This is a genomic window from Nostoc sp. FACHB-888, from assembly GCF_014696655.1.
Classification (GTDB): Bacteria; Cyanobacteriota; Cyanobacteriia; order Cyanobacteriales; family Nostocaceae; genus Nostoc.
Genome location: NZ_JACJQM010000003.1, coordinates 106,973 through 132,873, shown reverse-complemented (window position 1 = coordinate 132,873; position 25,901 = coordinate 106,973). Strand labels below are relative to the sequence as shown.

Genomic DNA, 25,901 nt, shown 5'->3' with positions numbered 1-25,901 from the left:
CAAAGCTATTTATCTAAACCTACGCATATTACACATATACCTGAAAGTGCATAGTCTACCACCGTAGGCATCGCCTTAAAAATTATTGACCAATTGAACAGTTGTTGACAAAATCCTTGAGTGTAATCACAATGTAATTACAGCTAGGGATAAGTATCCTCATGGGAACAGCAATTAGAACCCGTATTATTAAAATTGGGAACTCTCAAGGTATTCGCATTCCTAAACTTCTGCTGGAACAAAGTGGTATTGATGAAGAGGTGGAAATTGAAATTCAAGATTGTCACCTAATTGTCCGTGCTGCCTCTCAATCGCGTCAGGGGTGGGAGGAAGCATTTGCAACTATGGCGAAGCAACACGACGATGCACTGCTCGATGATGCTGTAACTACAGAGTGGGAGCGTCTAGAGTGGGAGTGGTAGTCAATCGATTTGATGTATTTTTGGTTAACCTCGACCCAACGATTGGCAGTGAGATTCAGAAGACAAGACCCTGTGTAGTAATTTCACCAGATGAGATGAACAGATATATTGCTACGGTCATTGTTGCTCCCATGACAACTAAAGGACAATCTTATCCAACTCGTGTTGCTTGTCAGTTCCAGGGTAAGGACGGGCAAATTGTTTTGGATCAAATTCGTACAGTTGACAAAAATCGATTAGTCAAAAAGCTAGATCAGATTGACTCTGATGAACAAAAAGCAGTTTTAGGTACTTTGGCTGAAATGTTTGCTGAATAATGCGTCTAAGAATTGTACACACTGGATAATTACTTATCTTAAGCAAAGTTTCTGTGTTGGCAGCGATCGCCTACAATAGTGCAAAAACCTTGAGTTGCATTGTACCTTTGGTAGAAGTTCAAAAGAGTTAAAAATTCTTTGGGAAGCGTTGTGTAACGTATCCCATGCAACGATTTATTCATATCAAGTCCTAACTAGGTTTGAAGATATAGAAGAAGAAATAGCAAGATTAGCTGCTATTTTGATAATGTTACTAGGTTGCAATCTGCATTTAATTAATAAGCATTATGTAACCAAGGAAATGGTATATTTAGCAAAACAATATCACAGTCAAGAAGGTGAGTTTCAGCGTTGCCGAGATGCAGCAAAAATTGCTGTCAAAACAGCTACAATATTTATTTCTGATCCGGCTCGGCAAGTTATCAGAGAATATTCCAGGGTTTGGCAACTAGCTCCTTCTATAAGTTCTTGAAGAAGACAGAAGGTTCTTTTCACTTATTAGGATTCAAACCCCTCCTAAAAAGAAGCCACCAAATTAAAAATTTGGTGGGGGTCTTAAACCGCAAGCTCGGCAATGGTTCGCAGCAGAGAAAAGATAGCGTAGCAGGGCAAACGCATCTAAATTACTCTTGATCACAACGAAGGTTAAGAAGGAACGAAAAAATCAGGATTTCGCGTTTGATTATTTTTTAAGCCCCGAAGCGATCGCCTAAAACCTTAGCAATAAGCAAGAGTTAATGACATTATTTTTGACTATATTGAGAATATAGCTTGCTTATTGACATGATGTGGCCGCCCTGGATACCGTAGCGTTAGCGAGTCCACGTTCGCGCAGCGTCTCGCAGAGAGCGTCGGACAGTATTCCAACTCAGCCTCCTGCTCTCTGCCTTTCTTGATAAATCCAAAGGAGTATTTTTACTTAATGATTCAGTTATAAGTAGAGGTTACTTGCTATCGCGTACTCAAGAGGTATAGGGCAGCTAGGTCTTGCAGCATAGCCTGCGCTACTCCAAACTACTTAGGAAATCTCAAGAGAATAAGGCAAATTTCATGAAAATGATAAGCTTTCTCAATAAATTTTATATTTTTGTAAATTTCCTTGCTGGCTATATTCTCTATAATGCTTATTTTTAGAGCTTTTGCAGTTTACTTGGCAAACTCAGTTGTTACCTTGACTAATTGATGAGGTTAAGAGAAACTAACTAAATACTGATGTGCCTGCTTATAGTATTAATAAGTTTTGTAAAGATTCTGAGATATATATGTTGATAGATGGAACATTAGTTAACAAATGGCAAATTTGTATCTAACGTAAAAATGTTCCTACGGCTGTATTTATAGCCTTCTGCTAAGGCAGTAGAATTTTAAGCGTACTTATCGTGGTTGGCCAAGAGCATGGAGACATTAGAGTTCATAATCTATCCAGACGGTCGGGTACAAGAGAAAGTCACTGGCATTGTGGGTAATTCTTGCGCTGAAGTTACAGCAGCAATAGAGGCACAGCTGGGGCAAGTACTTAATCATGAGCCAACCTCAGAATATTTCGCCGCGAAGGTGCAGCAATCTAATGTGGCGAATACACACACCACTTACAGTGATTGGTAAGTTTTCTCAGTAGTTTAGCGTTATTAATTCACAACGACCATGTCACACTTTAGCCAAATTAAGACTCAAATCCGTAACCTTGATTCTTTGAAAGATGCTCTGACTGAATTGGGCATAGACTGGAAACCCGGCCCACGCGAAGTACGCGGCTATCGCGGTCAAACCCATCCTGCGGAAGTTAGTATTGAGCAGGAAAATGGCTATGACATCGGCTTTAGATGGAATGGCAAGGAATATGAATTAGTGGCTGATTTGCAATATTGGCAGCAAAACCTGTCTGTGGACGGGTTCTTGCGCCAGGTAACACAGCGCTATGCTTATCAAACAGTTGTCAAAGAAACCGCTCGTGTTGGTTTTCAAGTTTCTGAACAACAAAAAAATGAAGATGGTTCAATTCGCCTAGTAGTACAGCGCTGGAGTGCGTAATGGCTGATTTTCTGCCGTCGTCAGAAGAACAAGAAGACAACCGTTCCGGTTTGGAACCAGAATTGGGGGGTTTTTTGCGCGATGCCCCAGGACGTTCTGGTTTAGAACCGGAATTGGGTGGTTTGCTGCGCCAAAATGGTGTTTATGTTGATGAAATCACCTGTATTGGTTGTAAGCATTGCGCTCATGTTGCACGTAACACTTTTTATATTGAACCAGATTACGGGCGATCGCGCGTGGTTCGCCAAGATGGGGATGCTGAGGAAATTATCCAAGAAGCAATTGACACTTGTCCAGTTGATTGTATTCACTGGGTTGATTACACTGAACTCAAAAAATTAGAAGAAGATCGCAAATATCAGGTAATCCCTTTAATCGGTTATCCGGTAGAACAAGCAGTTGTAGCTAGCGAACGTCGGCGTAAAAAGCAAAAGTTAAAAACTAAAAAATCCCGTTATTAAGATCAAAACGTTAAATCAATACAATAAAGGACTGGATACACCAGTCCTTTTGTTTTCGTCATACTAGTTAGTTTCTGATGTGTAGATCACATCAAATTGGAAAAGGTAGTATTGTTTGATATTGCTAAAACGGCTTTTTAGTAAAGCCTTTTAATCCAAAATTAGTATGGCTACCTTCATTTTAAATTTAGAGGATCATGTTGTGAAAGCAATTTTTCTACTTTCGCTTCGTCTAACCTAGCGGTTAATCTTCTTGTTTCGTGCAAGTCCCTAGTAGTTTTTGCCAATGTAAAAGTTGAGCCAACAGAAAAAGCCAAACCCATACCCATAAAGCCTTTCACCCAGCTATTTACAGGTAAATTTACAATACCGAAGGTGGTCATAGAAATAGAAATCACAAAAGCTGCCCAAGTTTGAATAACCCAAGCTGAACTGTCTTTTTGAGTACCAATTGTTTGCATATTTCCTACCTTTGAAATGAGTGATTTATACCAATTCGTAACTTGTAATTAAGAGGCGTAAGATTTAATCTAGGTTTCCAGACTTGTATCTATAGTTTAATTTTGGAGAATTGGTGTTATCAGTGATTGTATTAAGTGGTAGGTTTACTGGTATCAATAGTAAGACCAGTTTGGTAACTGGACTCCAAAAATCAAGCTCAAGAGCAATTGGAGTAAATCAAAAGTGGCATAAGGTTTGTACCACTTTTACAAGTGGCATTAAGCTAAAATCTTTCAGTATTTTCGATGAGCCAAGTAGCACGCCTCTCGAAGTACAAGGTTAATTGCCCAAGTCGACTTAAGTAGTGCTTGGGCTATTACTAGTCGTCTAAAGACAACTTTATTTATTAGCCGAGTAATGAATTACTCGGCGGTTGTTTGGACTAGTATCGCAAGGCGGAAGTCAAAAGTCAAAAGTGTTATGGAATAAGCTCTTTAGAGATTTTAAATGGTTGTTCCATATACGCCGTGGTGTACTAGTGCAATATCTCAGATTAAACGGATTAATTTACTGATTTATTCATCTGGAAAAGTCTGTACCTTGCCATCAGGGCTAAGAACAACTCGAATTCTGACATTTTGTCCGCGTGTATTGGCGGAAACAAAAGGTTTACCAACTTCAGGCATCCCAGCATTATCAACGAATTCTCTTGCTGCTTTATTAAGGGGAAAAATTCGTTCCACTGTGCCGTCAACACTGACTATCAAACTGTACTCTAATGTTTGTCCTAGCCCAGTGGGTGGTTGCCAACGCTTTTTCAAGTATTCTCTGGCTTCTACTACTTGAGGTGTATCAAATAATGTACCAGTAGCCACTTCTCTGGATGTAGGGGTTTTGCGTCCGTCGCCTAATTGATCGATAAAGGGATTATTATCCGCAGTTCTAGAGGAAGAAAGTTGTGAAGCAGGTTTTTCTCCGGGAGAAGGTGGCTGTAGGGAATTGATTCTTTCCTCTAACTGTTGTGAAGTTAGTGGTCTTTGCTCTAGCTGTTGTGAGGTTAGTGAGGAGGGCTGGGTAGAAGTATTGCCACTATTGGGTATAGTGCCAATAGACGGGGGGACTGGTGAGATATTAGTTGGTAAGCTGCTTGTACTAGAAGATAGTCTGGGTGGCAAATTCCGCAGCTGAGGGAGAGCACCAGCTTGGGGACTTGACCCTGTAGGGTTCTGTCCAAGATTTGGTAATATGGCAATTTCCTGGCCTGGGGTTTTGCTGGATGGTGCGTTAGTGAAGCCCGCAGAAGGCATCACAGGATTAGTAGGAAGGCTTGCAGTCGTCCCCTGAGGTATTGTCAGTGCATTATTTGGAGGTTGCGGTATAGATAAACTGGAACTAGGGGCTGTTAGAGGTGCTTGGGGTAAACTGGATGTGGAAAGTGGAGGGGTAGAACCTAACAAGTTATTTGATGGAGTGGTGAGTCCAGTTTCAGGCGTAGGAAAGCCTAGTGAGGTTGAAGGTTCTAGAGCAGTCTTTACTGCTTCCGGATCTGCTGTTTTAGCTGTCTGCTGTTGGTTTTGTCTAATGTTGTTAGCATATTGCCAAGTAAGTGGTAATAAACCTACACCTAATACTAATACTGCGGCAACAGGTGCCCAAACAGGGAACCTTAGAGTCGAAGTGCTATTGAGAGTTGGGAGTGCCATGACATCAGTTGAGTACTCATCTAAAGCACTGGCCAAATCGAATAGTTGCAGCAGACTGAGTTGAATTACGGGGCCGGATGAGTGGTTGGCGAGAGAACCGAGAAATAAATTGTGAGTTAAATGGCTACTTGGTTCTAAGCGGATATTTCCGCCAGGAATCTGGGTACTAAAGGAATTTAATGTTTTTATAGAGGACTTTAATTCCGGCTCACCTAATGCTGTGCTTGACTCCTGGGTGTCGGAGAAACTGACGCAAAAGCTTTCTGGAGACTGTTGGAGGAATTGCTGTACGTAGCTTGTAACTGCATCACATAAAGCTTCGAGTTGTTCGCGATCGCCCCGAATTGGAACTCTTTGTTCTTCTGGGAGTCGGGGATCATCAAAACGTAGCTCAAAGCTTAGATGCTTGAGGACGGTTTTCCCCATCCAACGGGATAAAGGTGAGCTTTGCGCGAATACTTCTAGCGTGCAAGTAGGGGGTGTGTAGCAACGAATAACAGAATTTGATAGAGGCATAGCAGGAACGGCGAGGAAGACTATTTGGGATTTTGCAAAAATTTGAGCTAGTTGCTTGCAAAGAAAAGCTGAAACGGTGGATTCCTCCACTCAGAATTTTGTCAGGTTCTTTCCGTTATGCAAAGAGAAATCCAGGTGATAGTGCATCGCCCAAGAAGCTCACGACCATCCAAAGGATTTCCTAATCTAGCAAACAAATCACAAGCGAATTTTGGTTGAGGAATTTCAAATCTAAAATTTTGTAGAACGATCTATAAGTGCTAGCCAGAGACGGCGATGCCCACCAGGAGCACTGTAAAAAAGTAAATCTACAAGCAGTTTTAATGCCAGGTTGGTTAGTAAATCCGTTGAGATTTGCTCGTCCTCTTCCATCCGCTCTTGGTAGGTGTTGCAAAAAGCATCAATATAATCTCCAAGTAAAGCAGCTTGGTGAGGTTCCCGGTTATTTTCTGCCATTTGTTCCAACAGACCGACGGCGCGGCGAATCAATTCCTGGTGCTGTTTGGCTAGGTAGCAGATGATTAGAACAAGCGATCGCGCTTCTTCGACATCTAGCTTTTTTCGCCCTCCTTGACCTTTGCGTAGGGGATTTGATTGGCGGAGTCGCCATAAAGCTACGCGGTCTGGCACTCTTGACTCTAAATTCAGATCAGTTGCCGCCGAAAGCATAGCCTCTGAACCAATTCCAGTCAAGGTTTCTAGCGCCAACAGCACCAAGTCTAATTGGGTTTTGATATTGTCCCATTGAACTGTGTTTGGGGCTGGAAGCTTGATTAGATCCTCCCACTGGGAATTTGGAGTGGCTGAGTTGGCGGCCGAGTGCATAACTTTTAGCATAGGTGATCAAGCTGATAGGGGATGTTGCTGTTACCCATTTTGAAACCAGACTCTCAAGCATCAAGCTTGGTTTCCCGTAGTTATGAGCCAGAGGTCATCTAGCTTTTTTATGTGGTAAACAGTAGGTATCTTTGTCCTACTCTAGATGAAAATTTATTTTCGACAAAGTAGAAAAGTATCAATTCTAGTTAAGGTTTACCCGGCTTTCGCTGCTAGTTCCGTACAAGAGTATAAATAAACTATTGTTTTGAATGCTAACCGCTAATTATCGTCAAGTAATTATGTAGAATACCTCCTAATTTATTTGCGGTTTTAAATTTTGGAATTTTTTGATGTTTATTATTTGATATTTATGTATACATAATTACTATACAAATCTTTTCTCTGTTTGCAAAAGGTGCTTCTTGCTGCCAGATATCATTACACCCCAGTTTTGCTTATATGTAACCTTTTATTTCAGGGCAGTCTGGACAACATCAGGACGATTGATGCCTCCTTGAAACTAATGACAAACTGAAAAATTTGATAAAGTCGACGCTTGAAGATGTTGGCTAATTGATTTCTTCCAACTTAGTTGGTATCGTAGCTCTAACTCTAACTGCAAACCACGCACATATCAAAACTCATTTATAAACTTGATGGGCAGAGGTAATAGTTTAGACTATATGCTTCTATAGCACTGATCACAAATTTTTTTAAATAGCAATTTCTGGCAATCTCAACTAAATCTGGCTACTAATTTGCTGTCTTATCCACGCACGAAATGCTTTCATTGTCGCATTTCTACCATTAGTTTTACTCTGCACCAAATATTCGGGAATCACTTGGAAAATTGGAAAATTTGAGAAAATAGAACTGGTATTTGATTCTACATATTTCCCGTTTAACAGGACATTAATTTCCAACTTGCTGCCGTTCCATCGCCACAGTTCCGGTACTCTCAAAGCTTGATAATTATTGAACCGAGTGCGGGAGGTAATATCAATTTCAATAGCCAAATCTGGAGGCGGGTCGGTTTCTAAATTGATTCTATCTTTGCCCCTAATTCTAGCTTCATTTTGGATATAGAAACAATCATCGGGTTCTACCCCAGCATCCATACTTTCCTTATTAAAAGTCGTAGAGCCTAAACTCCAAAATTCCAGATCGAGTTCTTCTAATAAAACTTTTACCAAATCCCCAATAAGAACTTTAGCTACTTCATGTTCTGGCAATGGAGCCATTATTTCCAGCATCCCTTGACTGTAGCCTATGCGCGAACTGCGATTGTCTCCTAATTCTGCTAAAATTCGTTTGTATGCCGGCCAGGAGACATCTTTAATCAACAACTGATGACCGGCTTTAACAATTAGTTGATTGAGTTCAAGTAACATAGCATTCCTGCTCTTTATTTGATGTGAGCAACAGTAACACCGGTGCCGCCATCTGCTTGTTCTGCTGGTTCGTAGTTGTTAACTCTGGGATGCTGTTGCAAAAATGCGTGAACTCCTTGTCGCAGTTTGCCAGTACCATACCCGTGAATAATCCAGACTGGGCCTGTAGCTTCCGAGATGGCTTTATCTAAAATGTATTCCGCATCAGCCACTCGCTTACCGCGCAAATCGATGGTGTTTTGCGAGGTACGAATTTCTGGGACATTTTGCGGTGGTGGCGTTACTGCTGCTGGGGCTGGTTTGGGTTTGACGATTGGTTCGGGTTTTTGACCATCTAGAGATTCTAGGTCTTGCAACTTCACCGTCATCTTCATTAGCCCAAAGCGAACACTTAACTCCCCATCTTGATCCGGGGCGGTGATCACATCCGCTATCTGTCCGAGTTTGGGAATGCGGACGCGATCGCCTACTTTGGGCATAAACCCAGCTTTTGGTTTTGCTGGCGTTGCTGGCTGATATTGTTGGCCAATTTGATTTAAAGCATTGGTTGCTTGCTGGGCCTCTTGAGCTGTGGGCGTACCTTTCTGCAAACGGCGAATCACTTGGGCAATTTCACCTTTTGCTTGAGCGATCGCTTCTTTGACTGCTATTTCCTGTGAAGCCCGCAAACTACTTTCCCTCTCCTCCAAACTTGCAGCTTTTGCGGATACTTCTTTGTATAAACGTTCTGCTTGCTGCAACAAACTTTGGGCTTGAGCTGCTTTGGTTTCCTGGCTGCGGCGTTGCGCTTCTAAGCCTGCAATCACCTGGTTAACTTCATCTGTAGCCTCTCCAACTTGAGTTTTCGCCTCTTGTACCACTTCTGGCTTTAATCCCAAGCGCAGGGCAATGGTTAAGGCATTAGAACGTCCGGGAATGCCCCACAGCAGACGGTAAGTAGGCGAGAGAGTACTTTCGTCAAATTCAACAGAGGCATTTTCAAACCGCTCATCTTCGTATTTTAGGGCTTTCAGTTCCCCGAAGTGAGTGGTGGCGATCGTTAGCTGGGCATGGTTGGCTAGATATTGCAACAAGGCGATCGCTAAGGCGCTACCTTCAACTGGATCGGTTCCGGCGCCGACTTCATCGAGTAAGACTAGGGAATTGGGCATAGGGCATGGGGCATTGGACTCTCCCTCATCTTTCCCATTCCCTAATGCTTCTAAAATCCGACTAATTCGGCGGATGTGTCCAGAGAATGTGGATAAACTTTGCTGCAAGGATTGTTCATCGCCAATATCTGCCAGCACTTTATCAAACCAAGGTATTTCTACTGGTTCGCGGGCGGGGACAAATAAACCCACTTTGGCCATCAATGCTGCTAAACCTAAAGTTTTTAAGGTTACAGTTTTACCACCAGTATTTGGCCCGGTAATCGTTACTACTCGAATTAGCGGGTTTATCAGCAAATCTACAGGAACTACTGGTTGCCCTTGTTCGTGCTGTTGTTGCCACACTAACAATGGATGTCGTAGATTCCGCAAGGTAATGATTTCATTGTCTTCTCGCCGGATAAATCGCGGCGGATTCGCTCCTAGCCAGTAGCTATACCGTGATCTAGCGGTTGCCAAATCCAAAGTGGTAGCGATCGCTAACAACCTCTCCAAATCTGGTTTGACTGCGGCTACCCGTTCTGTCAAAACGCGGCGAATTGCTTCTTCTTCTGCTTGCTCTCTTCTAATTATCTGCCGCAGTTGGTTGCCTAAAGGCACTACTGAATTCGGTTCCACGTAAAGGGTAGCACCGCTAGTAGAGGTATCGTGGACAATACCGGGGATTGCATCTTTTTGGGGTGCTTTTACCGGGATGACAAAGCGATCGCCCCGTTGCGTAATTAGCTGTTCTTGAACTGCGCTAGATTTGGCCTGTAATATATTTTGCAGTTTTTGAGTAATTTGGCTGCGTAATCGCCGCAAATCTGTGCGAATTTCTCCCAGTTTTTGACTCGCGCGGTCAGTTACCTGGGCCCGTTCATCAATACATCGGTGAATTTCTTGCTCTAGTTCTGGATAAGTCCGCAAATCGGCAACCAACTCAGTCAATATCGGCAAATCTTCCTGATTGTCGATGACACGGCGCAAACTTCTAGCACCAGCGAGAGTGGTGGCGATCCCTAACAGTTCATCCCCTGCCAAAACTCCACTGCGTTCTGCCCGTTCTAGGGAATCGCCAATATCTTGAATTCCTTCAAATGACAGCCCCGTGGTGAGACGAGTTTCTAGTTGGTAGACTTCTTTGGTTTGCTCTAACAACTGTTCGCTTTGAATCTGAGAATCAGGTATTTTCAGATGACGCGCAGCTGTCGCCCCCAGCTTAGTTGCCGCAAAGGTGGCAAGATGCTGGCAGAGGCGATGCCATTCTAATAGTTCTAAGGTTTCAGATTGGATCAAGGTTTCAACATCTAATCTGAAATCATCGTAACAATTCTAGCTCCTAGATGGATAAATCTTAAAGGAGAAAATTTTGGTTTAATCAATAGTCAAGAGGTATATTTCCCCTCTGTTACCTCCACGTCTTGTACACTTATGTATTTTATGCTACACGAAATGCCGTCTTAGTCTAAAATTAAATATTTTTGTTGACTTCATATAACCATGTAATGCGGCTATATTGTAAAAAAATAGAAGTTTTTCGGTAATCAAATAATTTTTGATTTACTTCATTTAGTGAATCATTGCTTAATAATTATATTTTATTTTAAATAGAAATTATAGATATTTTATAGACAAATACTCATAGGATAAATATGTAATTTTTTGTATTAAATATTGTAGTATTAACATAGATTTAAATAGACTTAGATGCTATAAAAGTACCAGCACATATAATTTACGAAATATTATGCTGTTCAGCCCAGCCAACTTGCCCTATTGGATATTTATAGGGATGGGAGTCTTGCTGTTCTTATTTATGATAATTTCTGGCGGGGGAGGAGAAGATATTGATGCAGACGTTGATGCCGACGTTGATGCAGATACGAATAACGAATTGAGTTTTGGACAATTCCTGGGATGGGCAGGTATTGGTAAAGCTCCACTTATATTGTTACTGGCAACAGATTTGAGTCTCTGGGGCGTTTTCGGCTGGATGTTGAATGTTTGGTTTCGTGGGATTATTAATAATAAAGTTAACAGTTTATTCGGGCTTACAATATTATTTTTTTCGATGATAATCAGCCTATTGATGGGAGGATTAATAGCGCGGCCAATTGGCAAAATTTTTGCCGAGTTTGGTGAGGATGCAAGTAGCGATCGCTCTCACAAGGGCAGTAAAATTACTCCTGAAGATATTAGCAGAAGCAGAAGGTATTCAAGCAAAAATTGCTGCCGAAAATTCTATTATTAATGCCAATCTCACTGCCAAAATTATTACCTCAATTTGGCCAGAGCTAGCCGATAAACTACCAGAAATTGTCACCGCTTTAGCACCACAACCAGGAGTTTTAGGAGATACTCGGATCTATTCATTTCCTGGTGCAAACGGTAGTAGTGGCAGCCAAGATATTAACAAATTACTATTATCTACCAGTGGGCTTTCCTTAATCAACACCTTACTTGACGAAGGCAAATTAGGCGAATTAATTGGTCAAATCAGCCAGTTAGTGCGTGGCAATAACCAAGTAATAAGTGACACAAAAAGCCATCTTTCCTTAGAAACTATCACAACACCAACTCTGATCGAAAACGCTACAGAAACTGATTAACTAGCGACTATTTCTTGCGCCAGAACGTAAGGCTGAACGATGAGAGTATTAAATCGCTTAGTGCGATTGCCATTCCATTCTCCTACCTGTACTGTAGTGGGTTTGACAATCAATTGTTGATCAATCCACTGTTCTACTGATGGTATGTTATCACTGGCGATCGCTACTCCAACATCCACCAAGTTTAGCTCAAGTGCCACCAAAATTACCGCATCTCTTTGTACATGAGGAATTAGCCACTCCCACTCTGCCTCATCCAAAATTTCCGTTAATTCCGCTCTTAAATCCGACATCATTCCCCAATGTTTATTTATAGATGGCTATTTTCACATTATTAACTAAAAGGTACTTCCTAACAAATGACCAATTACTAAACTTCTGATTTCATTTCATCAATTTCAAATAAAGATACAATTACTCCAGCTATAGGAATAGATATAAAAACACCTAATAATCCTGCTACTTTAGCCCCTACTAGCAAAGCAAAGAATACTACTACAGGATTAAGATTGAGCGCATCTTGCATAATCCGAGGCGCAATCAAGTTGTCTTGTATCTGCTGGAGGACAATACAAGCTATTAAGACTTTCAATGCTAACCAAACACCTTGAGACAAGACAACTAAACTAACTGTGCTTACTCCTAATGTTGCTCCTATGCCAGGAATGATATCAAGAATTCCGACTATCACTGACAATATCAAAGCAAAAGGTACTTTTAATATTAAAAAAACTAAAAAAGTCGTACTTGTGAGAAATGCACTTAATAACAACTGACCTCTAAAAAATCCGAGAAAGGAGCGTCTGATTATATTTGTAAATCTATTCCGCCGATGTTTTGGTACTATTTTTATGGTAAGATTCCACAGCTTGTCTCCATCCAATAACATAAAAAAAGCCACAACTGCAATCAATATAAATGTAAGAAAGTTCGTCATAAATCCTTGCAAAATAGCCAAGCTAGTAACAAGGCTAGATACAGCTTGATTCCGCAGTTGTTCTTCAATGAAACTTAAATCTATCTGTAAATTACGACCTCGCAAAAATCCTTCTAGTCTCTCTAATAAAGGTACTAAAGAATTTAAAAACGCAGTGATACTATCAATTAATTGTTGTCCTTGAGATAAAACCGTTAAGCCGACGGTAATGATCAGACCGCCTATAATCACAATACTGAGTAAAAAAACGACAACAACAGCTACACCGTGGGGCAAAAAACGCCGCAGCCATTGTACAGGATAACTGAGTAAAAAAGCCAAAATTGCAGCAAAGGTGAAAATAACAATGACCGCTTCAAAGTAAGCTAAAAGCTGTACAATTGCCCAGCCAGAAGCAACCAAAAGCAAAAAGCGGACTAACGCCAGATTATTTAATCGCTCCCAAAAATTCTTGGCTTCAAAGCCGCTCATATGCTGTTTAAGGTGAAATTGGTGGTAGATTTGCCTAGCAGCTGCATTTAAGCACAAAGTTTCACTTCATTGCTAGAGCACATTGACACTAAACATACAGAGGTTAAGGCGCGATCGCTACCACCCTAAAGCATATATCTCTTGCTTGTTTAACTCATCTTCCTAAATCATGCATATCGTTAATTACCGTGGCACACTTTTGTGTCAATGCTTCCAATTCCTCTTTATTACTGGAACTAGGAGCATCAATCAAGTTCCCAATTCTCACAGTGATGGGAACTGCGCGAGGTAGGGACGATCCTTTTTGTAAAATCTCCTCAGTACCCCAGACACTCACCGGCAATATTGGGGCTTTTGCTTTCGCCGCTAGTAGCAGTGCTCCTCTCTTGGGGTCTGTAATTCGACCATCTGGGGTGCGAGTACCTTGCAAGAAAACACCGACAGCCCAACCGTTATTAAGATATTCTAGGGCGGAACGGATGGCATTGCGATCGGCATTTCCCCGGCTCACGGGGTAAGCGCCATACAGTTTAATCGCTTGCGCCAAAACCGGGATTTTAAATAACTCTTCCTTAGCCATGTACGCCACTGGACGACGTACACAGTTGGAGACAATTGGCGGGTCAAAATAACTAGCGTGATTACTCACTACCAGCAACGGCCCTGATTGGGGGACATTTTCCGTACCATAAATCTGGCCCCGAAAGTAAGCGTGAAGCATGGGGCTGACGACCGACCATTTAAAGGCGTGGTAAAGTGCCAGACTGATAAACGGTTCGCGGTTTCTGTCCACAGAAGATAATTCAAATCAGACTGAATTTAGCATACGCGATCGCCAGGTCCAGAGCAAACCCAAAAAAGCAGTAGATATGAATTACTTCGCCCATCTGGAAAACTTTCTAGAAACGCTGTGCGTAGCAAGATTGCCGTAAGGGTACGTGGAACTCGCTACCGTTGCGCTATCCGCTTTATCGGTCAGAATTCAGAATTAATTCTGATTCTTAACTACTGAATTCTGTTTGGTAAATCAGCAACACTCTGGATATTTTTTAATATTAAATCGGGGCTACTACGTTTGATTAAACCAGTTAGCACTTTACCAGGGCCAATTTCTACTACTTGCTCGATGCCATTGGCTGGTAATTGCAGAGAAATTTCTCGCCATCTTACAGAACCAGTCATTTGTTTATTCAAGCGTTGCTTTAAAATCTCGGCATCAATAGATGGAATTGGTTCTACATTAGACAACACTGGCACAGTAGCTGGTTGAAATTCCACAGATTCTAAAATGTCTTGGAATTCCGCAGCAGCTGGTGCGATTAAATGTGAATGAAATGCTCCAGAAACTTTTAAGGGAATAGCACGCTTGGCTTTCACTTGAGTCATTATTGCTTGTACAGCCTCAGTCGTGCCTGAAATTACCACCTGAGCCGAACTATTGTCATTTGCTAGTACTACATCAGGCGTTTCGGCAATGGCTTTTTCCAACTGTTCGTGGTCAAAGTTCATCAAAGCCGCCATCATTCCACCGACGGCACTATCCATGAGTTCTGCACGGCGCTTTACTAGATATAAACCAGCCGACCACTCAAAGACACCCGCTACATAAAGGGCAGAATATTCTCCTAAACTGTGGCCAGCAACTAAATCTGGCTGGTGTCCTCGTTCTCGCAGAAGGTCAGCAAGAATGCTTTCTACTACATAAAGACTTGGCTGAGTGTATAGCGTCTGTGATAACTTTGCTTCTTTGTTTTGACAGATATCTGTTACAGACCAGCCCAAAATTTCCTCAGCTTGGGCAAATTTGTCTTTAGCAGATGGTATATCTAATAAGTCTATTCCCATTCCCAATACTTGAGAACCTTGTCCAGGAAACACCCATGCAGTTTTAGTCATTGGTCAATAGTCAATAGTCATTGGTCATTGGTCATTAGTCATTGGTCATTGGTCATTGGTCATTAACAAAGGACAAATGACTAATGACATAGACGCGCTAGCGGCTTCCCGCAGGGTAGGACAAAATATTCACCTTCCCCATTGAAAAATTGCCGCACCCCAGGTTAGACCGGCACCAAAGCCGGATGTAGCAACGATGTCATTAGGTTTAATTTTACCTTGTCGTACCCCTTCATCTAAAGCTAAGGGAATGGAAGCAGCAGAGGTATTGCCGTACTGGGCGAGATTACTTATAACTTTATGTTCTGGGATATTCAGGCGTTGGGCAACAGCATCAATAATTCGCTGATTGGCTTGATGCAACAGGAGCCAATCTATTTGGTCAACGCTGAGGTTGGCTTGAAATAAGGCTTTATCTATGATCTCTGGCACTTTTTGCACAGCAAAGCGGTAGACTTCTTTGCCGTTCATAGTAATAGGTTGATAAGTGCCTTTAGTGATATTTACACCGGGAAGCAATTCTTGGGAAGCGCCTGCATAAGCAAGGTTGAGGTGATGGTTTTGAGTGCCATCACTTTTAAGGGCAAATCCTAATAAGCGATCGCTTTTGTCAGCTTGTAATACTACTGCCCCTGCACCATCGCCAAATAATACACAAGTGCGCCGATCTTCCCAATCTACCCAGCGAGAGAGGATATCTGCACCTATTAACAGGACGTTTTTATAGACACCTGTTCTAATGTATTGGGCTGCTGTAACTAAACCAAATACGAAGCCAGAGCAGGCAGCAGTCAAATCAAAGGCTACTGCATTGGCGGCTCCTAATTGAGCCTGTACTTTACAAGCAGTACCAAACAAATCATCAGGGGTGGAAGTCGCTAGCAGAATCAGGTCTAAGTCTTCTGGTTTAATTCCCGAAGCTGCGATCGCTTGACTGCTGGCGGCAGTAGCGAGGTCACTCAATGACTCAGATGGCACGGCTAACCGTCGTTGACGAATTCCCGTTCTTGTGGCAATCCACTCATCTGATGTTTCAACTACTTCACTCAATACCTGGTTGTGTAGGGAAGTTGCTGGTACTGCCGAGCCACTTCCGGTAATTGCTACGCCTAAGTTTTGCACTCCTAATCTCCTGAGCTATCAGCTTTTTGTCTCTTGTCCCTTGTCCTTATCTTTTGTGTCCCTTGTCATTTGTCAATTGTCAATTGTCCTTTGTTGCTCGTAACTAATGACTAATGACCCTTCGGGTTCGCCAGTTGCTCATGGGGGAAACCCCCAAGACCGCACTGGCTCACCAATGACTAATGACCAATGACTAATGACTAGTGACTAATGACTAACCGCTCTCGCGCTCTAGGATATATTGGGACTGAATTCGTTGTAGTACCTGGTTGTCAACGGCTTCTTTGGCCATGCGAATTGCATTAAAAATTGAAGGAGCTTGTGAGCTACCGTGACCGATAAAACAGACTCCTGCCACGCCTAACAGCAAAGCGCCGCCGTGTTCTGCGTGATCCATTCGCTGCTTAATCCGCTTTAGGTTTGGTTTTAAGAGCGCTGAACCGATTTGACCGTGCAATCCTTGGGGTAATTCTTCCCGCAGAATTTGCAGAATCACTTCTCCCACTGCTTCGGCAAATTTTAATAATACATTGCCGACAAAGCCATCACAAACAATCACATCAAAGCGACCGGAAAGTACATCACGCCCTTCGGCATTGCCAATAAAATTAATTTGGGAATTTTCGCGGAGCAGTTGGTGGGCGCGGACGACTGCATCATTACCCTTAGAGTCTTCTTCACCGATATTCAACAAACCCACTTTAGGTTCGGTTGTACCCAAAACATATTGACTGTAAGCCGATCCCATGACAGCAAACTGCTCTAGAAATTTAGGACGGCAATCTACATTCGCGCCGACATCAAGTACCAGTACTGGCTTACCAGCAATAATTGTTGGAAAAACAGTCCCTATGGCTGGGCGGTCAATTCCCGGCAATCGTCCTAAGCGGAGTAAAGCTGATGCCATAGCTGCCCCAGAGTGGCCAGCAGAAAATACGGCATCTGCCTTTTGCTGCTTGACTAAATCCATCGCCACATTGATAGAAGCCTTGCGTTTGCGTCTAACTGCATTTAAAGGCTCCTCATCCATAGCGATCGCTTCCTCAGCAGGAACGATCTCCACCTGCCCTAAATTCGTTTTTGGCGGCAAGGCAGCTTCTATTTGTTGGGGATCACCAACAAGTAATACATCTACACCCAATTCTTCCTTTGCTCGCAGTGCGCCAGCAACGATTTCACCGGGTGCGTGATCCCCTCCCATTGCGTCAATTGCGATCCGTACGCGAGTCGATCCCATTGCTCAGAGCTTTTAGAAACCTTACAAATTTTACCAGATGGCTTTGCCGAAAAAGCTTAACTTTCTGACTGCCAAGTTATTTCTGTTACTATTGCAACAATTTTTGCTGGCAAGCTCAAGATAGCACGAATTTGGGCATTGGGCATTGGGCATGGGGCATTGGGCATGGGGACAAGGGGAAAGACTTGTTTCAAGTTTTACTCTTCTCCCCTGCTCCCTCATTCCCCTCATCTTCCCCTGCTCCCTCTACTCCCTACTCTCCAATCCCCAGCACCCAGTTAACTAGCGTCCGAACGCCGTAGCCGGTTGCCCCAGCGCCGTTGTAACCATTTTCTTTATCTGTCCACACTGGGCCAGCAATATCTAAGTGCGCCCAAGGTGTCTCTTTGACGAATTGCTTCAGGAAAAGGGCGGCGGTAATAGAACCACCTGGACGCGGCCCAGTATTTTTCATGTCCGCAATGCCAGACTTTAGCCCTTCAAAATATTTTTCTTCCATTGGCATCCGCCAAATCTTTTCCCCTGAAGTTTGTGCAGCTTTCTCTAGCTGGGAAGCTACAGCATCATCGGGAGTGTACAAACCAGCAATATCTTCACCCAAGGCAATAACATTAGCACCGGTTAAGGTGGCTAAATCCACGATCGCATCTAATCCCAATTTGTCGGCAAACACCAAGGCATCTGCTAAGGTTAAACGCCCTTCAGCGTCGGTGTTGTTCACTTCGATTGTTTTGCCGTTTGATGCTGTGAGAATGTCTCCAGGGTGCATGGCGCGACCGCTAATCATGTTTTCAGCCACCGCCGATATAAAGTGAACCTCAACATCTGGCTTAATTTGAGCAATTGCTTTTGCCGCGCCCAAGGTAGCAGCTGCACCACCCATATCAATTTTCATGGTTTCGATGCCACTACCAGCACCTTTGATATTCAGTCCACCGGAATCGAAAGTTACACCTTTGCCAATAATTGCTAATTTCTTTTTGGGTGTACCTTCTGGCTTGTAAGTCAGGTGAATGAATTTAGGTGGCAACTCGGAAGCTTGCGCTACTCCTAAAAATGCACCCATACCCAACTTTTCACAGTCTTCTTTTTCTAGAATTTCTACTTGTAAACCGTAATCCTTTGCGATCGCTTGAGCAGTTTCTGCCAAAGTAATTGGTGTTACTGCATTAGCTGGTGCTGCTACTAACTCTCGTGCCAAGTTTACGCCTGACACAATTTGGTTAGCAAGGGTGATGGCTGCTTCTTGTCCACCGAATCCTAGTAAATCTACGGTCTCTATTTGTGAACCTTTATCTTCTGGTTCTGATTTAAAGCGAATATCTTGGTAAAGCGCTAATTCTATACCTTCTGCGATCGCTTGGGCACTTGCGGCTGGATCGTTATTCCACAATGGGAAATTAAATCCCAAAATTTTGCTTTTTTGCTTTTTTGCCACTCTGGCTACAGCAGCAGCAGCGCGTCGCAAAGTGTCGAGTTTTAGTGCATCTGGTTTACCTAAGCCTACCAAAATCAATTTCCGCACTGGGCTACCAGGATTCACACGAGTGAAGATAGTACTATTGGCTTTACCTTTAAATTCTTCTTCAGCAATTAGTTCTTTTAAGACTCCGGAAAACTTTTGATCTAAAGTTGCCAATTCTCCAGTTAACTCTACTGCATCTTCAAATAATCCAATTGCCAAACTATCGCCTGCCCACTCTAGCAAAGGCTTATCACTAAGTTGAATTGTCATGTTGGGATTTTGTGTAAATATTCCTTCTTGTACCAGTATTGCTCAAATTTCTTGTTTCAGGCTGAGGGGAGCGGGGGGGGAAGGGGATAGACGAGATGAGGGGGTTGGGGCCAGTAGCTATAATTTAGTACTGAGAGTGTCAATCTATATACTCTTGAAAAGGTATGACATCTTAACCGTAATAAATTGGTGGAATGGCAAGTTGAGTTTCATCATGATTTTGAATCTGAATTTGATGCTCTGTCTCAAGAAGTAAAAAATGAGTTGCTTGCTACTGCTCAAGTATTAGAAATGTTTGGCCCACAAGCAAAACGTCCTCATGTTGATACGCTCAAAGGGTCGAAGTACCGAAACATGAAAGAGTTACGATTCTCAGCTTTTGGTGGTGTTTGGCATGTGGCGTTTGCTTTTGACCCATTGAGGCAAGTCATTTTATTGGTAGCAGGTGACAAATCCGGCGTTAGCCAAAAACTTTTTTATAAACACTTATTCAAAAGGCTGATGCACGGTACAAGAGCCATCTTAAAAAACTAAAAGAAGAAGGGTAAGAAGAATGGGCAAAAGCCTAAGAGAAAAAATTAAAGAACAGCCAATAGAAAACCAAATAAAAATTGAAAGTCGCGCTCAGGAATTAACTAGGCAAAAACTTAGATTAGATAAAAGGAAAAGGTTTAAAAAAAGAGAGGTAGTTATATTTGGAAAAAAATTAATGATAGAACATTAATTTAGTAAAACACTAGACAAGCCTGCCAAGCCGTTGGAGTTTGGCAAGCTTTAAAGTTATTAAAAATGGCTAGTTTTGTGTCTGATACTAGTGAAATCCGCTCATAACTCCACTTTTTTACCTCCTCTGCCTAATGCGTTATGCCCCAATTCCATTTTTGTCAATATCAAATTTGCTAGCGATCGCCTCTATTATTTCTTGCTCAACGGGTGTAGTCTTATTGTCAAGCTGGGCAATTTTGTAACACTGAGCCAGCAAGGGTATGGCAAAATCACGATTCAGCTGATTGAGCAGTATATCTAAAGACTTAGGTGATTTGATATTTTGGGCAATGGCATCTAAGGAGTTAGGATTGAGGTTTAGAGTTTTTAATTCTGGCAGAATTTCATCCCAGGTCTTCTCTGGATGACTAGCCAGGATTATGTGAACTAAAATTTGATCCATGACGGCTTGTTGAGCGATCGCAGTTTCTAAATACTTTTCACTCTCTGCTTTTAATGTTGCTAGTGTCTGTGGCGATGCAAGCGAAGTTGATTCATCTAGCTTGGCTTCGTAAAATCGACAAGCAGCATACCCCAAAGAATAGATCATCGTTGCATTTGAACTAGCTCCTATTACCGCACCCGCCAAGGGTATATTTCGCAGCAAGCCTAATCCCGCAGCTTTCAAGAGACGACCTCCACCCAAGCCCAGACCAAAAATTGCCAAAACTTCACCTTTACGGGTAGGATCTTTTAAATCTAGCCCGTAGACAGATGCAATCTGATAAAGCATTTCTGACTGCAATTTGGTTGTGGCTGTTAAATCAATTGCCAACAATGCAACTGCTATTCCTGGCAAAACACTTGTTGCTAGTCCAACTGTCCCTGCTTGAGTCGCTTTTTCCACCATGATTCGGTGAGCAATCTGGCTAGGTGATTCATTTGGATACTGTTGCTTGAGCTTTTTTACCGCAACTTCTGCTTTTTCTAAATCAACAGCGTCAGTAGTACCAATTAGCCAATTTAAATTTAATACTCCAGATAGCTTTCTAATCACCCAATTTTCGTTAAGGCGATTCACAACTTGACCGCTAGTTTGAGTTGTTTGCTCAATTAACTTGTGTGTTTCTTTCGCTGTCGCTTCTCCCACCCCTACTGCTGTGTCTAAAACTGCTTTGCCAGTCTGAGCAACACTTGTAAAAAAAGACTCTAATGCAGACGGTTCATTTTCTACTGATGATTGAGCCTGAATTTTTCTTTCTGAAGTTTCTCTGGGTGAATTAACTGGTTTATTCACCTCGATTTCTTGGGGTTTGTCTGTCATTGCTTGACACCATCTTGTAAAGCCTCTCGTTTGGTTGTAGCGAAATTATGAGCGGCTCTACATCCCTCTATAAACGTAAATATCAGTTTCAGATTAACTATTTTCTTCTCTGAATAACTGTCTTAATCCTTCAAAAATAGGAACATATTGCTCAGGGGTGAGTGTTCCCGAATACGCCAAAACTCGATTTATATCTAATCCCCGCGTTTAATCTAGTAAGACAATGGAAGACAGAGACAAACCACCAGCATCGGCTAACAAACGCGGATATAAGCTAGGATTATTGAACGCCCAAGAACCACTCTGGGTAGTTAAAGGTGCAATCATTAGCATTGGATAGCGGACTTCTCCCCAAGGTATACCGACCACTACAGCAGGTCGAGTTCCTTGCTGTTCACGTCCTCTAGGAGTACTAATAGGCAAACTTACTATAACTACGTTGTCACATTCAAGCAAATCAGGTTGGAGCATTCTTACCACCAACAACTTTTAGCCCAACTCCAGGGATATACTCTACTGGCTTGGCTTTTGGCTGTCCTTGGGAACCCCAATCATAAGAGTCTTCTGGAAATAAATTTCCTTCGCTTTGATTAATTTCGTCATTTAACAATTGCCACAGTTGATGTTTTTCTTCTAAAGCAAGGTTGGCAATGGCATCTAGAAGTGATTCAAAAGGAATTTGCAGTTTGACAGTTGTTTTGGTCATAGTAGGTTTTGAGTTTGTTTAATTAATTTCTGATGAGATTGCGCCTCACCCTACCCTCTCACTTCTAGCCCCCTACCCATATCAGCATTACCTTCTAAGAAGTCGTTAACCTTAAGAATTTCATAGAGATTAATATCTTCCTCTAGCAAGCAAGCGTGTCCGCAATCGGGCAGCACCAAAATTTTGGCATTTGGTAAGATATTACCTATCCGCTTCACTTCAGTTACAGAAGGCAAAAGGCGATCGCTACCACCGGCAATCAATAAAACTGGTTGAGTTAAGCGACTTAAGTGTTCTTCATCAACTTCAAACTCTCGCAGTAAAGACAACCGCCAAAGAACGGTTTCTGAAGGGACAGAACGCATAGTTTTTAGCAGTTCATGGCGATCGCTCCGAGAAATGCGTTGCAAAGATGCTAAAAACGGCAATAATCCCAGTGCGCCAACATCATACAACTCTGATGGCACCAAGTAAGTAAGTTGGGATGCCCAATTCAACCAAGGGCGAAGACGAAAGGCGGATGCTGGGTTAATTAAGATAATTCGCTTAAATAAATGCGGCCTTTGGATCGCCACTTTCATTGCCAAACAACCACCAAACGACTCGCCACATAGGTAAACTGACCTCTGAGAGCTTTTTTCTAACTCAGCGTGGATCAAGTCCAATACACTCTTAGCTAGTACATCCCAAGTGTTAAGGTCTTTGCGTGGGATCGCCAAACAACGGACATCAAAGCCAGTTTCTAATCCTGCGGTTTGCGATCGCAATAGTTGACCTGTTCCATCCATTCCTGGCAAATATACCAACAGTGGATACTCTGGCTTTACTCGTTTAGGAGTTAGGAAACAAGGCTTTAGCTCAACTTCTGAGATAGTCATTGATCATTAGTCATTAGTCATTAGTCAATGGTATAAAACTTTTGGATTGCTGATTGTTGCTTTTAGAAGCTTCGGTACTTTTGAGCAAAAACAAAAAAAGTCTTACAAGCTACTGAAACTTATGGGGACAATCCAAAATTGTTCGACTGAGCAAAGCCGTACCACTTAGTGGAAGCAAGCTACGCGTAGAATTCCCAAAATCGAATGGCTCTAATAGCAACCTTGACGCAGTAAGTTGCTAATTTCACCATGACAGTGTTCTGTCAGTTCAGCCACAACAGTTCTGGCTTGTTTGCCATGATATTGTTTTTGATGTTGGGGCGTAATCCAATAAGGGCGACCGATTAACACTGCAACCCGATGATAAATTACCAGAGGATGCCAACCACTTTGGTTAAATAAAGGTTCTGAAGGGTCAAATAGACTCAAAAGCCTTAAGGGGAAACCAGAAGTGTTTACTTCTTCTAAGGAGGCGATCGCGATCGGCAAAATAGCTAAATCCTGCACATCAGCCCGCAATGCCAAATGGGCAAAACCCCTCTGAAAGTCACCCACATGGTTTGGCTGAGTAAATTTCACCATTGGTTCAGTCCCTTCTGGAAATACTCCCACCATCTGCCGAGACTGCAATAGCACCTGCGACTGCGAAAAAAAGCTTTGCTGGCGGTTTTGAGTTTCCTCCAAAGGAAAACACCCCAATTGTCCGGTGACAATTTCCCGCATTATTGGCACTTGTCCCATGTAGTGATGGCAAGCAAAGCGAATCGGACTTGATAACGCCGCCATTAAAATCAGCGCATCCATAAAGCTGCGGTGATTACTGACTACCAAGACGCTGGCATCCTGAGGAATGTGATCCTCGTAATAACGAAACATTTGCGTTGAGAGTGCCGCCACCAAAGCGCGAGAAATCTCTAGGGGGCTATTTCGACTCATACCTAATCAATATATTTTCCGGTAAAGATGGCAGTTTATCTTAATTTAATTTTTACATTTCTTTACCACTGCCATGACCGTCTTAAGATAGAAATGTCTAATCTACAAAAACAGCTAAATTTTCACCATCCTAGATTATGTATTTTTGATCACAATATTTTCTAATAGAAAGTATTCAAAAAAATTATCATTAGTTAATTTATTTATTGTAAGCAAAAATGAGTTGAATTGATGCATATTACAAAACAATTTATGACCGGAAAAATTTGCTAATATTAAGGTATTATTGGAAAAAATAAAAATATTATTGTATAATTGCGTGGTTTTTCCGATAAAAGTAAAAGATTTTATAAGTTAATTTTTATTTTGCATGAATCCAGTGAATAAAAAAGAATTGACATTTGCACTAACAACACCACTATATTATGTAAACGATGTCCCTCATATAGGCAGTGCTTATACGACGATCGCAGCAGATGTAGTAGCTCGATTTCAAAGACTCCTGGGGCATAGGGTATTACTGATTACAGGTACAGATGAACACGGGCAAAAAATTCAGCGATCGGCAGAAAGTTTAGGCAAAGCGCCACAAGAATTTTGTGATGAAATTGTTCCTAGCTTCGTTAATTTGTGGCAGTTACTCGACATTCAATATGATCGCTTTAGCCGGACTACTGCTGCTCGTCATGAAGCGATCGTTAAAGAATTCTTTGAGCGAGTATGGAAATCTGGTGATATCTACCAGGGACAACAAAAAGGCTGGTATTGCGTATCCTGTGAAGAATTTAAAGAAGAACGCGACCTACTAGAAGGACACCGTTGCGCGATTCATACTAACAAGGAAGTGGAGTGGCGAGACGAGCAAAACTATTTTTTCCGCTTATCCAAATATCAAACTAAGCTGACAGAATTTTATCAATTTAGACCAGATTTTATTCAACCAGAAAGTCGGCGCAACGAAGTCCTCAGTTTTGTAAATCAAGGGCTGCAAGACTTTTCCATTTCGCGGGTAAATTTAGATTGGGGCTTTCCTGTACCAGTTGATCCCAAGCACACCCTTTATGTCTGGTTTGACGCGCTGTTAGCTTATGTAACGGCATTACTAGAACCAGATGCAGAACCGACTTTAGCAAATGCTTTAGAAACATGGTGGCCAATCAACCTGCACCTAATTGGTAAGGATATTCTGCGCTTCCATGCAGTTTACTGGCCAGCAATGCTATTGTCGGCTGGCTTACCCTTGCCAGAACGAGTATTTGGACATGGCTTTTTGACCAAAGATGGTCAAAAGATGGGTAAAAGTCTGGGTAACACCCTTGATCCTGTAGCGTTAGTTCAGCGCTATGGTAGTGATGCCGTTCGTTATTACTTCCTTAAGGAAATCGAATTTGGCAAGGATGGAGATTTTAATGAAGTTAGGTTCATTAACGTTCTGAATGCAGATTTAGCAAATGATTTAGGTAATTTGCTCAATCGCACCCTGAACATGGTGAAGAAATACTGCGTTGACAATAGTGTACCTTCAATCGGCAATGAAGCAATTCCTGACGAAAATCCTTTGAAAAAAAATGGTTTACGTCTAGGAGAACAGGTAAAACAAGCCTATGAAGAGTTAGCTTTCAGTCAAGCCTGTGAGGTCATCCTTTCACTGGTGCAAACCAGTAATAAGTTTATTGATGAACAAGCTCCTTGGTCATTATATAAACAGGGACAGCAGGAGTCGGTGGAAAAAGTTCTCTACGCAGTTCTAGAATCGGTTAGACTAGCAGCTTATCTGCTATCCCCAATTATTCCCAACATCAGTAGCGATATTTATCACCAGCTGGGCTTTGGAATAAACTTTAACGATCAAATACAAATTTCAGTTAGCGCTCCTTTTACCACCCATGCAACATGGGGGATACTATCTAGTAAACAACAGTTGGGTACACCCCAACCGATTTTTAAGCGAATAGAACCCCCAAAAAACGAGTAGTCCTTATCAAAATCTGATTTTGTTCAATTTCTTATTTCTCTGGTAAAAATTTATCGGGGCTGAACTTAAATTAGTCCCGGAACATTATCATAAGCCGCTGTGACTAGCATCTAAAAGTTGGTAATTTGTATCAAAA

The 25,901-nt window shown here is 42.1% G+C and carries 28 protein-coding genes; 11 read left to right on the top strand and 17 right to left on the bottom strand.

The features are described 5' to 3' along the window. Positions 1-161 precede the first annotated feature (161 nt). From H6G26_RS03200 to H6G26_RS03175, 6 genes are all read left to right on the top strand, one after another. Complete coding sequence (locus tag H6G26_RS03200) at positions 162-422, top strand: AbrB/MazE/SpoVT family DNA-binding domain-containing protein (RefSeq protein ID WP_190727891.1); 261 nt, start codon at positions 162-164, stop codon at positions 420-422. Continuing rightward, positions 416-739, top strand: a complete 324-nt coding sequence (locus H6G26_RS03195; RefSeq protein ID WP_347242429.1) for a type II toxin-antitoxin system PemK/MazF family toxin — start codon at positions 416-418, stop codon at positions 737-739. The genes H6G26_RS03200 and H6G26_RS03195 overlap by 7 nt, the downstream gene beginning before the upstream one ends. A gap of 94 nt (positions 740-833) precedes the next feature. After that, on the top strand, positions 834-1,211 hold the full coding sequence (locus H6G26_RS03190) for a hypothetical protein (protein WP_190727889.1): 378 nt from the start codon (positions 834-836) through the stop codon (positions 1,209-1,211). A gap of 923 nt (positions 1,212-2,134) precedes the next feature. Continuing rightward, positions 2,135-2,344, top strand: coding sequence for a DUF2997 domain-containing protein (locus H6G26_RS03185; RefSeq protein ID WP_094328129.1), 210 nt, complete (start codon positions 2,135-2,137; stop codon positions 2,342-2,344). Positions 2,345-2,383: 39 nt separating this feature from the next. Then, positions 2,384-2,770: a DUF1257 domain-containing protein gene (locus H6G26_RS03180; RefSeq protein WP_190727888.1), complete on the top strand. Its 387-nt coding sequence runs from the start codon at positions 2,384-2,386 to the stop codon at positions 2,768-2,770. Continuing rightward, the gene (locus H6G26_RS03175) at positions 2,770-3,231 is read left to right on the top strand and encodes a ferredoxin (protein WP_190727887.1); all 462 of its coding nucleotides are present in this window, start codon (positions 2,770-2,772) and stop codon (positions 3,229-3,231) included. Before H6G26_RS03180 ends, H6G26_RS03175 begins: the two co-directional genes overlap by 1 nt. 176 nt (positions 3,232-3,407) lie before the next feature. On the opposite strand, the gene H6G26_RS03170 is transcribed toward H6G26_RS03175, so the two are convergent. The 5 genes from H6G26_RS03170 to H6G26_RS03150 form a co-directional block, all read right to left on the bottom strand. After that, positions 3,408-3,692 (bottom strand): YiaA/YiaB family inner membrane protein, encoded by a 285-nt coding sequence (locus tag H6G26_RS03170; protein WP_190727886.1) that lies wholly within the window; start codon positions 3,690-3,692, stop codon positions 3,408-3,410. Between the two features lie 555 nt (positions 3,693-4,247). Then, positions 4,248-5,891 (bottom strand): DUF4335 domain-containing protein, encoded by a 1,644-nt coding sequence (locus tag H6G26_RS03165; RefSeq protein ID WP_190727885.1) that lies wholly within the window; start codon positions 5,889-5,891, stop codon positions 4,248-4,250. A gap of 231 nt (positions 5,892-6,122) precedes the next feature. Continuing rightward, positions 6,123-6,728, bottom strand: a complete 606-nt coding sequence (locus H6G26_RS03160; protein WP_069069205.1) for a DUF3038 domain-containing protein — start codon at positions 6,726-6,728, stop codon at positions 6,123-6,125. A 722-nt stretch (positions 6,729-7,450) separates the two neighbouring features. Further along, entirely contained in the window at positions 7,451-8,101 is a 651-nt protein-coding gene (locus tag H6G26_RS03155) for a Uma2 family endonuclease (RefSeq protein WP_190727884.1), read from the bottom strand. A gap of 14 nt (positions 8,102-8,115) precedes the next feature. Further along, positions 8,116-10,530 carry an endonuclease MutS2 gene (locus tag H6G26_RS03150; RefSeq protein ID WP_190727883.1) on the bottom strand — a complete coding sequence of 805 codons (2,415 nt, stop codon included), beginning with the start codon at positions 10,528-10,530 and terminating at the stop codon, positions 8,116-8,118. A 451-nt stretch (positions 10,531-10,981) separates the two neighbouring features. Between H6G26_RS03150 and H6G26_RS03145 the strand changes: the two genes are divergently transcribed. Both H6G26_RS03145 and H6G26_RS03140 read left to right on the top strand, forming a co-directional pair. Continuing rightward, entirely contained in the window at positions 10,982-11,485 is a 504-nt protein-coding gene (locus tag H6G26_RS03145) for an OB-fold-containig protein (RefSeq protein ID WP_190727882.1), read from the top strand. After that, complete coding sequence (locus H6G26_RS03140) at positions 11,379-11,843, top strand: flotillin domain-containing protein (RefSeq protein ID WP_199326616.1); 465 nt, start codon at positions 11,379-11,381, stop codon at positions 11,841-11,843. The genes H6G26_RS03145 and H6G26_RS03140 overlap by 107 nt, the downstream gene beginning before the upstream one ends. Here H6G26_RS03140 and H6G26_RS03135 read toward each other — a convergent pair. The 7 genes from H6G26_RS03135 to H6G26_RS03100 form a co-directional block, all read right to left on the bottom strand. Beyond that, the gene (locus H6G26_RS03135; protein ID WP_190727984.1) at positions 11,840-12,136 is read right to left on the bottom strand and encodes a DUF2288 domain-containing protein; all 297 of its coding nucleotides are present in this window, start codon (positions 12,134-12,136) and stop codon (positions 11,840-11,842) included. The genes H6G26_RS03140 and H6G26_RS03135 overlap by 4 nt on opposite strands. Positions 12,137-12,213: 77 nt before the next feature. Then, positions 12,214-13,251, bottom strand: a complete 1,038-nt coding sequence (locus H6G26_RS03130; protein ID WP_190727983.1) for an AI-2E family transporter — start codon at positions 13,249-13,251, stop codon at positions 12,214-12,216. 154 nt (positions 13,252-13,405) lie between these two features. Beyond that, positions 13,406-14,044, bottom strand: coding sequence for a 1-acylglycerol-3-phosphate O-acyltransferase (locus H6G26_RS03125; RefSeq protein ID WP_190727881.1), 639 nt, complete (start codon positions 14,042-14,044; stop codon positions 13,406-13,408). Between the two features lie 212 nt (positions 14,045-14,256). Further along, entirely contained in the window at positions 14,257-15,147 is an 891-nt protein-coding gene (gene fabD / locus H6G26_RS03120) for an ACP S-malonyltransferase (RefSeq protein ID WP_190727880.1), read from the bottom strand. A 129-nt stretch (positions 15,148-15,276) separates the two neighbouring features. Beyond that, complete coding sequence (locus H6G26_RS03115) at positions 15,277-16,269, bottom strand: beta-ketoacyl-ACP synthase 3 (protein ID WP_190727879.1); 993 nt, start codon at positions 16,267-16,269, stop codon at positions 15,277-15,279. Between the two features lie 214 nt (positions 16,270-16,483). Continuing rightward, positions 16,484-17,506 (bottom strand): phosphate acyltransferase PlsX, encoded by a 1,023-nt coding sequence (gene plsX / locus H6G26_RS03110; RefSeq protein ID WP_190727878.1) that lies wholly within the window; start codon positions 17,504-17,506, stop codon positions 16,484-16,486. Between the two features lie 253 nt (positions 17,507-17,759). Continuing rightward, entirely contained in the window at positions 17,760-19,241 is a 1,482-nt protein-coding gene (locus H6G26_RS03100) for a leucyl aminopeptidase (RefSeq protein WP_190727876.1), read from the bottom strand. Positions 19,242-19,430: 189 nt separating this feature from the next. Between H6G26_RS03100 and H6G26_RS03095 the strand changes: the two genes are divergently transcribed. Together H6G26_RS03095 and H6G26_RS03090 are read left to right on the top strand one after the other, a co-directional pair. Beyond that, on the top strand, positions 19,431-19,775 hold the full coding sequence (locus tag H6G26_RS03095; RefSeq protein WP_347242428.1) for a type II toxin-antitoxin system RelE/ParE family toxin: 345 nt from the start codon (positions 19,431-19,433) through the stop codon (positions 19,773-19,775). Positions 19,776-19,794: 19 nt separating this feature from the next. Beyond that, positions 19,795-19,965 (top strand): hypothetical protein, encoded by a 171-nt coding sequence (locus H6G26_RS03090; RefSeq protein WP_190727875.1) that lies wholly within the window; start codon positions 19,795-19,797, stop codon positions 19,963-19,965. 138 nt (positions 19,966-20,103) lie between these two features. Here the strand turns inward: H6G26_RS03090 and H6G26_RS03085 are convergent, their stop codons facing one another. The 5 genes from H6G26_RS03085 to H6G26_RS03065 form a co-directional block, all read right to left on the bottom strand. Beyond that, positions 20,104-21,270 carry an EcsC family protein gene (locus H6G26_RS03085; protein WP_190727874.1) on the bottom strand — a complete coding sequence of 389 codons (1,167 nt, stop codon included), beginning with the start codon at positions 21,268-21,270 and terminating at the stop codon, positions 20,104-20,106. A 207-nt stretch (positions 21,271-21,477) separates the two neighbouring features. Continuing rightward, positions 21,478-21,741, bottom strand: a complete 264-nt coding sequence (locus H6G26_RS03080; protein WP_199326615.1) for a type II toxin-antitoxin system PemK/MazF family toxin — start codon at positions 21,739-21,741, stop codon at positions 21,478-21,480. Next, positions 21,728-21,976: a hypothetical protein gene (locus H6G26_RS03075; protein WP_190727873.1), complete on the bottom strand. Its 249-nt coding sequence runs from the start codon at positions 21,974-21,976 to the stop codon at positions 21,728-21,730. Before H6G26_RS03075 ends, H6G26_RS03080 begins: the two co-directional genes overlap by 14 nt. A gap of 50 nt (positions 21,977-22,026) precedes the next feature. Then, a complete protein-coding gene (locus H6G26_RS03070) occupies positions 22,027-22,854 on the bottom strand; it encodes an alpha/beta hydrolase (RefSeq protein ID WP_190727872.1) in 828 nt (275 codons plus the stop codon). Positions 22,855-23,064: 210 nt separating this feature from the next. Then, a complete protein-coding gene (locus tag H6G26_RS03065; protein ID WP_190727871.1) occupies positions 23,065-23,790 on the bottom strand; it encodes a 1-acyl-sn-glycerol-3-phosphate acyltransferase in 726 nt (241 codons plus the stop codon). A gap of 370 nt (positions 23,791-24,160) precedes the next feature. Here H6G26_RS03065 and metG point away from each other — a divergent pair, with 370 nt between their 5' ends. Then, entirely contained in the window at positions 24,161-25,765 is a 1,605-nt protein-coding gene (gene metG / locus H6G26_RS03060) for a methionine--tRNA ligase (protein WP_190727870.1), read from the top strand. Positions 25,766-25,901 lie beyond the last annotated feature (136 nt).